The 14,274-nt window shown below is 61.3% G+C and carries 13 protein-coding genes and 2 tRNA genes; 6 read left to right on the forward strand and 9 right to left on the reverse strand.

Going from position 1 to position 14,274, the window contains the following annotated elements; translation table 11 throughout:
* Positions 1-26: 26 nt before the first annotated feature.
* Positions 27-659, reverse strand: a complete 633-nt coding sequence (locus tag ACROUL_RS00190; protein ID WP_431297549.1) for a ribonuclease HII — start codon at positions 657-659, stop codon at positions 27-29.
* Positions 660-775: 116 nt separating this feature from the next.
* Positions 776-1,267 carry a hypothetical protein gene (locus tag ACROUL_RS00195; RefSeq protein WP_431297550.1) on the reverse strand — a complete coding sequence of 164 codons (492 nt, stop codon included), beginning with the start codon at positions 1,265-1,267 and terminating at the stop codon, positions 776-778.
* A 270-nt stretch (positions 1,268-1,537) separates the two neighbouring features.
* Between ACROUL_RS00195 and ACROUL_RS00200 the strand changes: the two genes are divergently transcribed.
* Together ACROUL_RS00200 and ACROUL_RS00205 are read left to right on the forward strand one after the other, a co-directional pair.
* Positions 1,538-1,822 (forward strand): hypothetical protein, encoded by a 285-nt coding sequence (locus tag ACROUL_RS00200; RefSeq protein ID WP_431297551.1) that lies wholly within the window; start codon positions 1,538-1,540, stop codon positions 1,820-1,822.
* Entirely contained in the window at positions 1,794-2,498 is a 705-nt protein-coding gene (locus tag ACROUL_RS00205; RefSeq protein WP_431297552.1) for a winged helix-turn-helix domain-containing protein, read from the forward strand. The genes ACROUL_RS00200 and ACROUL_RS00205 overlap by 29 nt, the downstream gene beginning before the upstream one ends.
* Positions 2,499-2,549: 51 nt before the next feature.
* Here the strand turns inward: ACROUL_RS00205 and ACROUL_RS00210 are convergent.
* A tRNA-Lys gene (locus tag ACROUL_RS00210) sits at positions 2,550-2,625 on the reverse strand.
* A gap of 96 nt (positions 2,626-2,721) precedes the next feature.
* On the opposite strand from ACROUL_RS00210, the gene dapF reads away from it, so the two are divergent.
* The 3 genes from dapF (at position 2,722) to ACROUL_RS00225 (ending at position 5,814) form a co-directional block, all read left to right on the forward strand.
* The gene (gene dapF / locus ACROUL_RS00215) at positions 2,722-3,561 is read left to right on the forward strand and encodes a diaminopimelate epimerase (protein WP_431297553.1); all 840 of its coding nucleotides are present in this window, start codon (positions 2,722-2,724) and stop codon (positions 3,559-3,561) included.
* Entirely contained in the window at positions 3,558-4,811 is a 1,254-nt protein-coding gene (mtaB, locus tag ACROUL_RS00220; protein WP_431297554.1) for a tRNA (N(6)-L-threonylcarbamoyladenosine(37)-C(2))-methylthiotransferase MtaB, read from the forward strand. Before dapF ends, mtaB begins: the two co-directional genes overlap by 4 nt.
* Before the next feature lie 79 nt (positions 4,812-4,890).
* On the forward strand, positions 4,891-5,814 hold the full coding sequence (locus tag ACROUL_RS00225; RefSeq protein ID WP_431297555.1) for a glycosyltransferase family 2 protein: 924 nt from the start codon (positions 4,891-4,893) through the stop codon (positions 5,812-5,814).
* Positions 5,815-5,823: 9 nt separating this feature from the next.
* On the opposite strand, the gene ACROUL_RS00230 is transcribed toward ACROUL_RS00225, so the two are convergent.
* Entirely contained in the window at positions 5,824-6,855 is a 1,032-nt protein-coding gene (locus tag ACROUL_RS00230; RefSeq protein ID WP_431297556.1) for a LacI family DNA-binding transcriptional regulator, read from the reverse strand.
* Positions 6,856-7,111: 256 nt separating this feature from the next.
* Here ACROUL_RS00230 and ACROUL_RS00235 point away from each other — a divergent pair.
* A tRNA-Arg gene (locus tag ACROUL_RS00235) sits at positions 7,112-7,187 on the forward strand.
* A 43-nt stretch (positions 7,188-7,230) separates the two neighbouring features.
* Here ACROUL_RS00235 and gyrB read toward each other — a convergent pair.
* From gyrB to dnaA, 5 genes are all read right to left on the reverse strand, one after another.
* Positions 7,231-9,681 (reverse strand): DNA topoisomerase (ATP-hydrolyzing) subunit B, encoded by a 2,451-nt coding sequence (gene gyrB / locus ACROUL_RS00240; protein ID WP_431297557.1) that lies wholly within the window; start codon positions 9,679-9,681, stop codon positions 7,231-7,233.
* Between the two features lie 81 nt (positions 9,682-9,762).
* A complete protein-coding gene (locus tag ACROUL_RS00245) occupies positions 9,763-10,383 on the reverse strand; it encodes a LysE family translocator (protein WP_431297558.1) in 621 nt (206 codons plus the stop codon).
* Positions 10,384-11,475, reverse strand: coding sequence for a DNA replication/repair protein RecF (gene recF / locus ACROUL_RS00250; RefSeq protein WP_431297559.1), 1,092 nt, complete (start codon positions 11,473-11,475; stop codon positions 10,384-10,386). It lies immediately after the preceding gene.
* A gap of 30 nt (positions 11,476-11,505) precedes the next feature.
* Complete coding sequence (dnaN, locus tag ACROUL_RS00255; RefSeq protein ID WP_431297560.1) at positions 11,506-12,624, reverse strand: DNA polymerase III subunit beta; 1,119 nt, start codon at positions 12,622-12,624, stop codon at positions 11,506-11,508.
* Between the two features lie 118 nt (positions 12,625-12,742).
* Positions 12,743-14,098 carry a chromosomal replication initiator protein DnaA gene (gene dnaA / locus ACROUL_RS00260; RefSeq protein WP_431297561.1) on the reverse strand — a complete coding sequence of 452 codons (1,356 nt, stop codon included), beginning with the start codon at positions 14,096-14,098 and terminating at the stop codon, positions 12,743-12,745.
* Positions 14,099-14,274: the final 176 nt, after the last annotated feature.

The following is a 14,274-nucleotide window of genomic DNA, read 5'->3' on the forward strand; positions in this document are numbered from 1 at the left end:
GATTCGCCGTCAAATTCTTTATTGAATCAACAGGTTACTGAAACCCCTTGATACAATATGTTGTAGACGGGCCGGAATGAACGCCTATGCCAAGCGGTCACGCCAAGATTTAGCAAGGCTTCCAGATGCTCCGGAGTCGGGTATCCGGCATTCCTCTCCCAGCCGTAGCCGGGATGCTGTTGCGCCAAATCCACCATGATCCGGTCGCGTGTCACTTTGGCAACTATCGAGGCTGCGGCAATCGACAGGCAAAGCGCATCGCCCTTCACGATCGGCGTCGCGCGACAGGTCAGCCCACGCGGAATCAAGTTTCCGTCTATCAGCGCATGATCGGCACCAAGCGCACCAATCGCGCGCTCCATTGCCAGATGGCTTGCGCGCAGGATGTTCAGACTGTCGATTTCCGTTACGCTGGCATGGGCGATCGCAACTTCGGCGACGGCAAGGATCTCGTCGTACAGACGTTCGCGCTGGCTGGAAGTCAGCACCTTTGAATCACGCAGCCCCTTTGGAATCCGGCCGGGGTCAAGGCGCACGGCGCAAGCTGTCACCGGCCCGGCGAGCGGCCCACGTCCCACCTCGTCAACGCCAACGACATAGGCAAAGCCCTGCCCCAAGGCGGCGGTTTCGTAACTGAAATCGGGAGGTGCGGCGCCCATGCGCATGATTAGCGCAGACCAGCCGACAGAAAAAGGGGGGTGCAAGCTGCTCACCCTCGCACCCCCCAGGGCATGACGTGACGGTCAAGGGTGCCACCACGCCAACCCGAGCCGCCTCAACGGCTCGAGATGCGGTATCCGGCGTCGCGCAGGCACTGCACGCTGAAGACACGGTCGTCGCGCCCGAAAATGCGGGCCTCATTTCCACAGGTGCGCGGCAGGGGCTGGGTAAAGCCCTCGCGTCGCAGGCAGCTTTCGGGAAACAGGGTCACGTCGCGCTCCGCCCCTTCGATCGAGATGGCGCAGACTGCCGGTAGGCGGTTCTTGCGAACGGGTTCGGGCGCTGGCAGGGGAACAGGCGCGGGTTCGGCGCGCTTGGTCTCGTGCACGATGGCACCCAGAACCAGAGCTGCGATCAGCGCCTTTGCAAGATCGTCTTTTTTGCCGGCATGTGCTGGCATCGCCGTGGCAAGAACCAGTGCGAGGATAACGGCACCCGCAGTGATCATGGCCGAAAGGCTGCGGCCCGCCGGACCACCCAAGGTGGCGGTATCCCGCAAGGCCGAGCGGGGAATGCGCGTGGACGGGCTTTCGAATGGGCTGGTCATTGGTTGGCTTCCTGTCTTGCGATGCAGTCGAGAGCGCCGTACGATGATCGAGATTACTCATCGTTTGGCCGATGCAGTGACGGTCGCCCGTCGCCAGAAAGACAAGCAATAACGCGCCCTCGCTATGGCATAACCGATGCTGCGCGCGACGCGGCTATCCGATAACAACTGCCGTAAACTTCCGTTGATATTGAATATCATCGCGCACCGGCGCATGTTTCCGAGCGAAGCCGTTGCCTTCCGAAATGGCTGTCTTATCTGGAGCGGACCATGACCAGACTGACCCTCACCGTTGCGTTTCTGCTGGCCGTTGCAGGCCCTGCGGCGGCAGAGTGCTATGCCGACTACAAGGCGAAACGCGACGAACCGCTCAAGCTGCACTATGGTGTGGCGCAGGTGTCCGATGGAAACTGCAACCCCGGCGCTGCCGAAGGCGAACTTGCGCCGCGCCTTGCCTCTGACGGCTGGAAGTTGTTGACTGTGTTGTCCACATTCGGTCCCGAAGGGTTGGAGGAAAGGAAAGCGAGTGCCGGAGCCTACTTCCTCCGTTACTGACAGTCTGAAGGCCGGCAACCGCGTTGTTGCCTTTGGTATTGCAGCCATCGTCGTGATCCTGCTGGCAGCGGCGGCGCTGCTGTTTGCAAACCTGCCCGATGCAAACGCCTTCAATGCACGGGTGGAGCGGATCTTTGTCGAAAACAACGATCTGACCACCGGGGCCGAGATCAAGCTGCTGGAAATCCTCGCCCAGTCCGGAACATCGTTTCAGGATGTGCTGATCAGCTACCGCAGCGTGATCTTCGTTCTTCTGGTGTTTTCCACGGCGCTGCTGATTGCGACACTGGTGTTTCTGGTTACGATCATCGCCCTGAACCGCCGCATTTCGGCGATCCAGCGATCCGGAATCCAGGTGGCAAGCCTGATGATCTCGCGCGAGGCGCGCGCAGTCTATATCAACGATCTTGAATTCGCGCTGACCGAGGCTGCGCTGGAAACGCTGTCGGTGCTGGCCGAAGCGCGGATGGATGACGAGGTGCTGACTGGCGCACAGATCGAGGCGGTGATCTCGGGGCGCAACGAGGCTGATTGCGACGAAGCGGCCGGGGCAACGCGGGTCAAGCGATTGCGCGATACGCTGGGCAATCAACTTGTTTCGGAACTGCTGGTCAAGACCATCGCGCGACGCGGCTATATGCTGGCGGTGGGCAAGGAAACCATCCGCATGATCTGAGCCCACGAAAGCAAAATGCCCGAGCCGCGCGGCCCGGGCATTTTGATAAAGTGGTGAGCCGGACAGGATTCGAACCTGTGACCCGCTGATTAAAAGTCAGCTGCTCTACCAACTGAGCTACCGGCCCCACGAGCGGGGTGATTAGGCAAGCCAGCATCGGGGGTCAAGGGCAAAAAGCGCGGCGCTCTGGCAAAAGCCACGGGGCGAAGGTATATGGCGAGGAATGAGGGACTCGGCCGCTCCTGCCAGCCTGCCGTTCATCAAGATGCACGGTGCAGGCAACGACTTTGTCGTGATCGACTCGCGCGGGCGGGGGCGAACGGTGACGGCCAGCCTTGCGCGCGCGATTGGCGACCGGCATCGCGGTGTCGGCTTCGACCAGCTGGCTGAAATCATCACGTCCGACACGGCTGATTTCGGGCTGGTGTTCTGGAACAGCGATGGCAGCCAGGCCGGGGCCTGCGGCAACGCCACGCGCTGTGTGGCCGACCATGTCATGCGTGGAGCTGGCCTTGACCGCGTTACCCTGACCACCGCACGCGGAACGCTTCAGGCCGAACGTCTGGCCGATGGCCGGGTCGCCGTTAACATGGGTGCCCCGCAACTCGACTGGCAGGAAATTCCGCTGGCAGCAGCGGTCGATCCCCAGCATCTGCCGTTGCAGGGAGACCCGATCGCGGTTGGCATGGGCAATCCGCACTGCGTTCATTTCGTTCCAGATGTCGCGACGGTTGACCTTGCAACACTTGGGCCAGCGATCGAACAAAACCCGCTGTTCCCACAAAAAACCAACGTCGAATTTGCCAGTCTGATCTCGCCTTGCCGGATAAAGATGCGGGTCTGGGAGCGGGGAACCGGCATCACGCTTGCCTGCGGCTCCGGCGCCTGCGCCACGGCGGTGGCGGCACATCTGCGCGGCATGATCGGCCCGCGAGTTGCAATCGAGGTAGACGGCGGCACGCTGGAAGTGGACTGGCGGGACGACGGCGTCTGGCTGACCGGCCCGGTGGCGCGGGTGTTCGACGGGGTGCTGGCCGCCGACTACGTGGCCGCGCATCAATGACTGCCCCGGTCTTTGCGACGTTGGGCTGCCGTTTGAACGCCTATGAAACGGAAGCCATGCGTGAACTTGCCAGTGCCGCCGGCGTATCAGGCGCTGTAGTTGTGAACACCTGCGCCGTGACCGCCGAGGCGGTGCGCAAGGCGAAACAAGAAATTCGCCGCCTGTCACGCGCCCATCCTGGCGCGCAGATCATCGTGACCGGCTGCGCCGCACAAACCGAACCTGAAACCTTTGCCGCAATGCCAGAGGTCAGCCGCGTCGTCGGCAACCACGAAAAGATGCAGCCCGAGACTTGGGCCGGCCTTGCGGTGCCCGATCTGATCGGCGCGACCGAGCGGGTGCAGGTCGACGACATCATGTCGGTGCGCGAAACTGCGGGCCATCTGATCGACGGGTTCGGGCGGCACCGGGCCTATGTTCAGGTTCAGAACGGCTGCGATCACCGCTGCACGTTCTGCATCATTCCGTTTGGGCGGGGCAATTCCCGGTCGGTTCCGGCAGGCGTGGTGGTCGAACAGATCAAGCGGCTGGTCGACCGGGGCTTCAACGAAGTCGTGCTGACCGGGGTGGACCTGACCTCTTGGGGCGCTGATCTTCCGGGAGAGCCGCGGCTGGGTGACCTTGTCCTGCGCATCCTCCGCCTTGTGCCCGATCTCGCGCGGCTACGGATTTCGTCGATCGACAGTATAGAGGTTGACCCCGCCTTGATGGAGGCGATTGGCGGCGAGGCCCGTCTGATGCCGCATCTGCACCTTTCTTTGCAGGCCGGCGCTGACATGATCCTGAAACGGATGAAACGCCGCCACCTGCGGGACGATGCGATCCGCTTTTGTCAGGAAACGCGGCGCCTTCGACCAGAGATCGTCTTCGGAGCGGATATCATCGCGGGTTTCCCCACCGAAACGGAGGCGATGTTCGAGCAGTCGCTGGCCCTGATCGAAGACTGCGGATTGACCTTCCTGCACGTCTTTCCGTTTTCTGCCCGCAAGGGCACGCCGGCATCAAAGATGCCGCAAGTTCGCGGGCCAGTGGTCAAGGAACGGGCGGCACGGCTTCGCGCAGCAGGCGATGCGGCCTTGGCACGCCATCTGACAGCGCAAGTCGGACGGCGCCACCTTGTTCTGGTCGAGGGGCCAAGACTGGGCCGAACGGAAGGGTTTGCGGAGGTAGACTTCGCCACCGACCAGCCCGAAGGGCAGATCATCGAAGCCGTAGTCACATCGCATCAGGGTGGCCGGCTGAGGGCCTGACGCCCCGGAACGCGCGACAGTATTTCTCTTGTTCGGTGTTTCCGGTAACGTTTCCAATGTAAAGAGGGATACCAAAGCATTGCGCGATCTGATCGTTGGCCTCTGCATTGTAAAAAACGAAGCCGATATCATCGAGCCTATGGTGCGCCATAACTTGGCGTTCGTTGATCATTTGCACCTTGTTGATAACGATAGTTCTGACGGCACGCTTAGAATTCTAAAGTTGCTGAGCGCCGAGTATCCTGATCGCCTCACTTGGTCGGAAGACAAGCGTCCGGGGCACAGGCAGAAGGATATCATCAACAGCACGCTTTCGAAGATCGCTCCGGCCGAAAGCATCGCGCATGTGGTTCTGTTGGATGCTGACGAATGCATCCGCGGAGATAGGACGTCTTTCAGGACGGGATTGCTCGGTATAGACGTACCCGTTCTTTTGCCGTGGGTCACTTTCCTGCCTACAGGATCAGATGGCGAGGAGTTGAACCCCGTTTTGCGCATGGTGTGCAGGAGAGAACTGGAGCTTCCACAATATTTCAAAGTGACAGTTCCCGGACGACTGATCGGCAAGGTTATCGTAAAAGCTGGAAGCCATGTTCTGAAGGGCGCGGATGTGCCCACCCCGGTCGAATTAGCCGGGATCACGCTCGCTCACTTTCCCGTCCGCTCACGCGAGCAGTTGATGTCGAAGGTTCTGATCGGCTCGTGGAGCGTCCGGTTCAGGGGTCCGTTGAAGGGAAAGGAGGCTTATCACTGGCACGCGCTCGCCGCGCGAATTCTGGCCGGTGACATGCTTGGCGACACCGACATCCATTCGATTGCGCTAAACTATGCTGCCGAAAAGGAGGCGGCCCTGGTGCGGGATCCGCTGCCCCATCATTGCGGGACGCTTCGCTACACCGAGGACGGGTCACACCTGTTGCTGCGCAACCTGATCGCATTTGCGGAAAGCTGCGTTACATGGCGCGAGAGCCACCAACCGAAAAGCCAGGCCGGAGGCAGATGATCGCGCGGATCAGGCAGGTGGAGCGGTGCGGATCGTGTCGCCGCGCTGAAGGACCGGGAAAAGTTCCACCACCTCGCCCGGGCTTGCGGTTCCGGCGATGATTTCGGCCGAGCGGCGGCCGATCTCAAGCCGGCAGGCGTCCATCGTGGCCAACTTCCGCGGCAGACCGTCCAACATATCGACGCCGTTGAAGCCGGCAAGGCCGATCTTTCCGGGCACGTCGATCCCTTGGGCCAGACAGTACAGCAGTCCGCCAGCGCCGATCATGTCGTTGGAGTAATAGAGGAAATCCACGTCCGGGGTGCGGTTCAAGACGGCGGCCGTCATCTCCCGCCCCTTCAGCAGCGCAGAGCCACCCGAATAATACTCGCGGTCAATCAGGGTCAATCCAGCCTTGGCAAGCGCATCCTCAAAGCCTTCCAGCCGCTTGCGCGCGCGGTGGTCATTCGGCATCTGCGTGCCAAGAAACGCGATGCGGCGGTACCCGGCAGCAATGATCGCCTCAGCCATCTTGCGACCGGCGCGGCGGTGCGAGATCCCAACCGCGTGATTCACGGCCTCGCCGTCGATATCCATGATCTCGACGATCGGGATGCCGGCCCGGGCGAGCATCGCGCGGGCCGCAGCCGTATGCTCAAGCCCCGCGATGATCATCCCCGACGGGCGCCAAGAAAGCATTTCGTAGATCACGCTTTCTTCGCGGTCGGGCAGGTAGTTGGTCACCCCGACGACCGGTTGCAGGCCTGTGCCTTCCAGCTTTTCCGAAATTCCGGTCATCACTTCCGGGAACACCATGTTCGAAAGCGACGGTATCACGACGCCGACCAGATTGACCCGTTGCGACGCAAGCGCGCCGGCGATCTTGTTGGGGACATAGCCAAGGGTACGGGCGGCTTCCAGCACCTTTTCCCGGGTGGACGCCGACACATCACCCCGGTTGCGCAGCACGCGGCTGACCGTCATTTCACTGACGCCACAGGCTTCGGAAACGTCGCGCAAGGTCAGGGTATGGCGGGGGTCAACGGCGTGAGGTCTGGACAAGGGTGTTTCCGGCTGAACGGGTGACTGTCCCTTGTTACCGCTAAAGCAAAGGCTTGTCCAAGGGACTGTGGTCTGATACTGATAGCGCTAACAGCCGACGTGCTGGCCATATCCTGCGCATCCTGCAAGCTCTCAACCATGATGCAACGGACCAGAGGGGGAGCGGTGGGCCAAATTCGTTCCCCCTTTTCTTTTGCCAGTCGGTTGCCTTGCTTCCCGTTTTGACGCATTCAGACGGAAGGCCTTGCCAACAAATGGCCTCGTAGCTCAGGGGATAGAGCGGCCGCCTCCTAAGCGGCAGGTCGTAGGTTCGAATCCTACCGGGGTCACCATCCAATCCCCTTGAGCGGGCATGTCCGGACGTGACCTTTTCGGTCAGGTGTCCAGATGCTCGACACTCAGTGCATTGTCCTGAATGAAGGCCCGACGCGGTTCAACCACGTCTCCCATCAGCTTGGTGAAGATATCGTCTGCTTCCGCAAGGTCATCAACCTTGACCTGCAAAAGCGTGCGCGCCTCGGGGTCAAGCGTGGTTTCCCAAAGCTGTTCGGGGTTCATCTCTCCCAGACCCTTGTAGCGTTGCAACGAAAGACCCTTTTCGCCCTCTGCAAGGATCGACTTCAAAAGGTCGATGGGGCCATGAATCGGCTGGTCACGGTCCTTGCGGACAAGCCGCGACGGATCGCTGTAGACGTCGCGATGCTGGGATGCGGCAGTCGCCAGTCGTCGCGCCTCGCCTGACCGCAGGACCGCACCGTCCAACGTCCGCAACTCTTCGACGCCGCGCAGGATGCGGCTTAGCCGGATGCCGTGATCCTGCGTTATGCGCCCGGTCCAGCCGCGCTCGTACTCGGCGGCAACCAGATTGAGTCGTTGCGCCACGGTGTCGGCGACGCGCTGAAGGTCAGCGTCCGCACTGCCAGGGTCGAACGCGCCCGCAAGGGCCGCCTGCTCAAGGATCGCACGGGGGTAATGCGTGGGAAAGGCGTCCAGCACACGCCGGAACTGGCGCGCGCCCTCGATCACACGGGCAAGGTCGTTGCCGGCGATTTCAGTGCCATTGGCCAGCCGCAGAACCGCGCCTTCCAGCCCCATCTCGATCAGATACTCCTCAAGCGCCGCCTGATCCTTCAGGTAAACCTCGGACTTCCCGCGCGCGACTTTGTAAAGCGGCGGCTGGGCGATGTAGAGGTAACCGCCCTCAATCAATTGGGGCATCTGGCGGAAGAAGAAGGTCAGCAGCAGCGTCCGGATATGCGCGCCGTCAACATCGGCGTCGGTCATGATGACAACCTTGTGGTAGCGCAGCTTGCCGATGTCGAATTCGTCACGGCCGATCCCGGTGCCCAGTGCGGTGATCAGCGTGCCGATCTCCTGGCTGCCCAGCATCCGGTCAAAGCGCGCGCGCTCGACGTTCAGGATCTTGCCTCGTAGCGGCAACACCGCCTGATTATAGCGGCTGCGCCCCTGTTTGGCGGAACCGCCCGCGCTGTCACCTTCCACGAGGAACAGTTCGGATTTCGACGGATCACGCTCTTGGCAATCGGCAAGCTTGCCGGGCAGCGATGCCACATCCAGCGCCGTCTTGCGCCGTGTCAGTTCACGCGCCTTGCGGGCAGCTTCACGTGCAAGCGCTGCCTCGATGATCTTGCCAACGATTGACCGGGCCGGGCCGGGGTTTTCCTCAAACCACTCGGCCAGCTTTTCGTTGACCAGATTTTCAACGGCGGGCCGAACCTCAGACGACACCAGCTTGTCCTTCGTCTGGCTGGAGAATTTTGGATCGGGCACTTTCACCGACAGAACGCAAGTCAGACCCTCGCGAGCATCATCGCCGGTGAAATCGACCTTTTCCTTCTTCGCGATGCCCGACGACTGCGCGTAGGCGTTGATGGTGCGGGTAAGCGCGCCCCTGAACCCGGCCAAATGAGTACCGCCATCACGCTGCGGGATGTTGTTTGTGAACGGCAGTACCATTTCGTTGTAGCTGTCGTTCCACCACATGGCGACTTCGACCGTGATGCCATTGCGTTCGCCGATCATGTAGATCGGATCGGGCACGACCGGCGCTTTCGACCGGTCGATGTATCTCACGAATTCCCGAACGCCGCCTTCGTAGAACAACTCTACCCGCTGTGGCTCAGCGAGGCGCTGGTCTTCGAGGATGATGCGCACGCCAGAGTTCAGGAACGCCAGTTCGCGAAGCCGGTGTTCCAATGTCTTGAAGCTATATTCAAGGTTGGAGAACGTCCCTTCAGGTATGTTCGACTTCGCGGATGCCAGAAAGCGGACTTCAGTTCCACGCATCCCGGGGGCCGGGCCCACCGGATAGACGTGGACCACGCATTCGCCATGCTCAAAGCGGGCGCGATATTCCGTCTCGTCGCGCCAGACGCGCAGCTCAAGCCATTCCGACAGGGCGTTGACCACGGAAACGCCCACGCCATGCAGGCCGCCCGATACCTTGTAGGCATTGCCGCCTTCGTCAGTATTGTTGAATTTGCCGCCAGCGTGAAGCTGGGTCATGATGACCTCGGCTGCCGAAACGCCTTCCTCCTGATGGATGTCGACGGGGATGCCACGACCGTTGTCGCGCACGGAAACGCTGTCATCGGCGTGGATGATTACCGTGACGGCGGTCGCGTGGCCTGCTAGCGCTTCGTCGATGCCATTGTCCACGACCTCGTAGACCATATGGTGCAGGCCTGACCCGTCATCGGTGTCACCGATGTACATGCCGGGACGCTTGCGAACAGCCTCTAACCCTTTGAGGACCTTGATAGAATCAGCACCGTATTCGGCTGGCTTGCGGGCGGCGTCGGCCATGTGTGGAAAACCCTTGAGATTACCCGCCATTCATAGCGTTTTAGTCATCCTTTGTCACCCCTGACCCACAAGATTTGGTGGTCAGGTGAACGGGATGACGCAGCCGACCGCGACAAGCAGGATACCGGAAATGATGTTGAGGCGACGCAGCGCAGCGGGGCTGGAAAGCAGGCTCCTCGCCCGATCAAGAAACAGCGCCAAGCCAAGATTTCCCAGCATCGGAACCAGCATCGAGACAAGGAGGATTGCCACGATATCCAGCCCCGTGACGCGGCTCAGGTCGAAAAAGCCCGGAAGCACCCCCATGTAAAACAGGATCGCCTTCGGATTGCCGATCACCGCCGCTACGCCGACGGCAAAGCCAGCCAAAGCCCCCGGTTTGATCAGCTTGCTGTCGGCATCGAGCGTTGCGGCGGGCTTGCGCACCAGAAGGACGCCCATCATCAGGAAGATGCCGGCTGCCACCCACTTCAGCGCCTCAAGAAACCCGCCGTAAAGCGCGACGATCCAGCTGAGGCCAAAGATCGCGGCCAATGGCCAGATGCCGTCGCCCAGTGCGACCCCCACGGCAAGTGGCCAGGCCGAAGCGAAACCGCCCGAAAGGGCGCGCGCGGTCAGCGCAACCCAGACCGGGCCGGGGATTACCCAAAGCAGCGCCATTCCGCCCGCATAAAGCAGCAGCTCATAAAGCGAAACGGTCATTCATATATCCTCTTGCGAACTGATCTGCGATTGCCCGCCAGCATCGGAAACGCGGATCAACCGGCCTCTTCCGCTTAGCCCCCGAAACAACTCTGCTTCGGTGCCGGTCATCAGGGCTTGCGCACCAAGGGATACGATTTCGTCATACAGCGCGCCACGCCGGTCTTCGTCCAGATGTGCGGCAACCTCATCCAGCAAAAGAACGGGGGCATGTCCGATATCTTCGGCCAAAGCCCGTGCATTGGCGAGGATGAGGCTGATCAGCAACGCCTTCTGTTCGCCGGTAGAACATTGGTCCGCAGGCACACCCTTGACGGTGTAAACAGCGGCAAGGTCCGTGCGGTGCGGACCGGCAAGGGTGCGGCCAGCGGCCAGATCCCGCCGGCGTCCATCGGCCAACGCAGTCAGAAGGTCGCTCTCATCGGGCTCGGAAAGGGCCAGTGTCGCCCGGGGAAATGCAGTGTCGCCTGTACTGGCGCGCGCGATCCGGGCCAGCGCAGCACGGCGGTTCTGGGTGATCTGCGCCCCCGCCTCCGCCATCTGCGACTCTAGCGCGGTATACCAGTGCGGATCGACGATCTGGTCCTTCAAAAGCCTGTTGCGGTCACGCATCGCCTTTTCGTATGTGAGCGACAGTTCAGCATGATCTGGCGCAAAACTGAGCGTCATGCGATCAAGAAAGCGCCGACGGCCTTCGGCAGCCTCGATCCAGAGCCGATCCATGGACGGAACCAGCCAGAGAATGCGGATCACACGGCCAAGGCTGGCCTGCGTCGCAGCCTTGCCATCGACTCGCACCTGCCGGGCCTCGCCCGGCTCTGCCCAAGTCTCAAGTTCATGGTCGCCACCAAGGCCGACAACGGTTGTCCGCAACTTCCAGCCAATGCTTTCAGGCCGTTTGGAGAAATCGTCAGGGCTTGCCCTGCGCAGCCCCCGGCCCGGGGAAAACAGCGAAACCGCCTCCAGGAGATTGGTCTTGCCGGCGCCGTTCGCGCCGATCAACGCAACGGGACGACCATCGAAATCCAGATTTGCCGAGCGGTGGCTACGGAAATGCGACAAGCTGAGCGTCTTGATCGACAGACCGCCCACGGATTTGCGCCTTTTCGTTCAGGAACGGGGTCAGACGCGCATCGGCATAACGACGTAGACCGCCGACGTGTCATTGCCTTCGCGCATCAGCGTTGGGTCGCCGGAGGAGTTGAACAGGAACACGGCATTCTCGCGGTCAACCTGGCTTGCGATTTCAAGAAGATACTTGGCGTTGAACCCAATCTCGAGCCGCTCATCCCCGTAAGCGACGGCCAGTTCCTCTTCGGCGGCCCCGCTGTCAGGCGCGTTCACCGAAAGGATAAGGCGGTCTTCGTCAAGGCTGAGCTTCACGGCCCGCGACCGTTCGGACGATACGGTGGCGACACGATCTACCGCCTTGGCGAACTCCGAGGCATCAACCTCAAGCCGCTTGGTGTTCCCGGTTGGGATGACGCGGGTGTAATCGGGGAAGGTGCCGTCGATCACCTTTGAGGTCAGAGTAATTACCGGCGTCGCAAAGCGAACCTTCGTTTCGGAAACCGACACGGCGATCTGCGCCTCGTCATCGTCGAGGAGTTTGCGCAACTCTCCCACCGTCTTGCGCGGCACGATCACGCCAGGCATGCCAGCGGCACCTTCGGGCAGCGGGGCATCAATACGGGCCAGACGATGCCCATCGGTCGCCACGCAGCGCAGCACCTGCGCACCCTCGGACGTCGAGACATGCAGGTAGACACCGTTCAGATAGTACCGGGTTTCCTCGGTCGAGATGGCAAATTTTGCCTTGTCGAAAAGGCGGCGCAGCACCGGTGCCGGCGCCGAGAAGTTCGAGGAATACTCCGACGTAGCCATGATAGGGAAGTCTTCCTTCGGCAGCGTCGCAAGGCTGAAGGTCGACCGGCCGGCAGTGATCGTCAGGCGGCCGGTGGCGGCATCTTCGGTCAGGTTCACAAGCGCGCCGTCAGGCAGCTTGCGGACGATCTCATGCAGCATGACGGCCGAAACCGTGGTGGCACCGGGGCGTTCCACCATTGCCGGAGCACGATCCACGACCTCGATGTCAAGGTCGGTCGCGCGGAAGCTGACGCTTGCGCCTTCCGCCTCGATCAGCACGTTGGCGAGGATCGGAATGGTATTGCGACGCTCGACCACCGACTGGGCCTGTGCCAGCGCCTTCAACAGTGTGGCGCGTTCGATCGAGAGCTTCATGTCGTTTCCCCCTGCCGTCCCCCTGAAGGGACGCCGAATTTACCCGGTTTTCGCCGGTTCACAAGCCTTTGCGCGGACATTGCGGGTGATTGCATAGGCCGTCAAGGCCGAGCGGGCTTCAGCCTTGCAGCAGACGGCGCAGAAGTTGCAGATCATCTGAAAGCTGGCTGTCAGTGGCCATCAATTCCTCGATCTTGCGCACACCGTGCATGATAGTGGTGTGGTCGCGCCCGCCGAACCGCCGACCGATTTCCGGCAGCGACCGCGGGGTCAGTTGCTTGGCCAGATACATCGCCACCTGACGCGGCCGGGCGATGTTGCGCAGACGCTTCGGCCCGATCATGTCGGACAGGCGAATGTTGTAGTGTTCGGCCACCTTGCGCTGGATTTCCTCGATCGAGAGCTTGCGGTCCGATGACCGCAGGATGTCGGCAAGGCAATCCTGCGCCAGATCAAGCGTGATCTCACGGCCCACCAGCGAGGCAAAGGCAAAAAGCCGGGTCAGCGCGCCTTCAAGGATGCGGACGTTCGAGGTGATGCGATGGGCAAGGAATTCCAGCACGCCATCGGCAAGCACAAGGCCGCGATACTGACTCCGGTAATAGTCGACCTTCTGTTGCAGGATACCCAGACGCAATTCGTAATCGGTGGGGTGAAGATCGACCACAAGACCGCATTGCAGCCGCGACTTGATGCGATCCTCCAGATCCTTGATCTCGCCGGGGGCGCGGTCGGCGGAAATCACGATCTGTTTGTTCTGATCGACCAAGGCGTTGAACGTGTGGAAGAATTCCTCCTGCGTCGAATCCTTGCCGGCGATGAACTGGACGTCATCGACCATCAGCACGTCAACCGAACGGAACAGCTCCTTGAAATCCATGATCTGGCGTTCGCGCAGGGCTTGCACGAACCGGTACATGAACTGCTCGGCAGACAGGTAAAGGACGCGCAATTCCGGGCGGCGGGTCTGCAGCTCGTGCGCGATGGCATGCATCAGGTGCGTCTTGCCAAGGCCAACCCCACCGTACAGGAACAGCGGGTTGAAGGTGACAGGCCCGCCTTCGGCCACACGGCGCGCGGCGGCGTGGGCCAATTCGTTCGGCTTGCCGACAACAAAGCTGTCGAAGGTGAACCGGGCGTCTAGCGGGGCACCGGGAAGCTCTTCGTCTGAAGCGGCACGGCGCGGGGCCGCGGATTTCGCGGCGGCGCGGGCCGGTTGGGCACGAACGGCGCCGGTGCTGACGGTAAATTCCAGACGGTCCACAGGCTCACCGGCGGTGGACAGCTGATTGCGGATCTGGTCGGCGTAGTTGCGCTGGACCCAGTCGCCGAAAAAGATTGTCGGGACTTCAAAACGCGCGACGCCGTTCTTCAGGTGAGACAGCTTCAGAGGCTCGATCCAGGTGACATAATTGTTCCTGCCCACGCGCTTGATCAGTTCCTCGCGCACCTGGCCCCACGCTTCGTTCGTCATACTGTTCGACCTGCCCCAAAGTTCAAACCTGCGGTTCTGCCGCAGGGCGCGCACTAAGCGTCTGTCATCATGCGGTCCACCGGTCACAAGCCACCGTCCACCACCATCGCAAGCGACGGGGACAGTGACCCGAAGTCTGTGGGACAAGAAATGTCAGCAGCACGCCGAGATTTCGG

Origin of the sequence: Tabrizicola sp. BL-A-41-H6 (genome assembly GCF_050632395.1) — a bacterium.
GTDB lineage: Bacteria > Pseudomonadota > Alphaproteobacteria > Rhodobacterales > Rhodobacteraceae > JAUYQR01.

Coding starts and splice junctions, on each gene's coding strand:
- dnaA (WP_431297561.1), bottom strand. CDS start 14,098: ATGACGAACGAAGCGTGGGGCCAGGTGCGCGAGGAACTGATCAAGCGC.
- dnaN (WP_431297560.1), bottom strand. CDS start 12,624: ATGAAGCTCTCGATCGAACGCGCCACACTGTTGAAGGCGCTGGCACAG.
- gyrB (WP_431297557.1), bottom strand. CDS start 9,681: ATGGCCGACGCCGCCCGCAAGCCAGCCGAATACGGTGCTGATTCTATC.
- ACROUL_RS00245 (WP_431297558.1), bottom strand. CDS start 10,383: ATGACCGTTTCGCTTTATGAGCTGCTGCTTTATGCGGGCGGAATGGCG.
- ACROUL_RS00195 (WP_431297550.1), bottom strand. CDS start 1,267: ATGACCAGCCCATTCGAAAGCCCGTCCACGCGCATTCCCCGCTCGGCC.
- ACROUL_RS00190 (WP_431297549.1), bottom strand. CDS start 659: ATGGGCGCCGCACCTCCCGATTTCAGTTACGAAACCGCCGCCTTGGGG.
- ACROUL_RS00200 (WP_431297551.1), top strand. CDS start 1,538: ATGACCAGACTGACCCTCACCGTTGCGTTTCTGCTGGCCGTTGCAGGC.
- dapF (WP_431297553.1), top strand. CDS start 2,722: ATGAGGGACTCGGCCGCTCCTGCCAGCCTGCCGTTCATCAAGATGCAC.
- mtaB (WP_431297554.1), top strand. CDS start 3,558: ATGACTGCCCCGGTCTTTGCGACGTTGGGCTGCCGTTTGAACGCCTAT.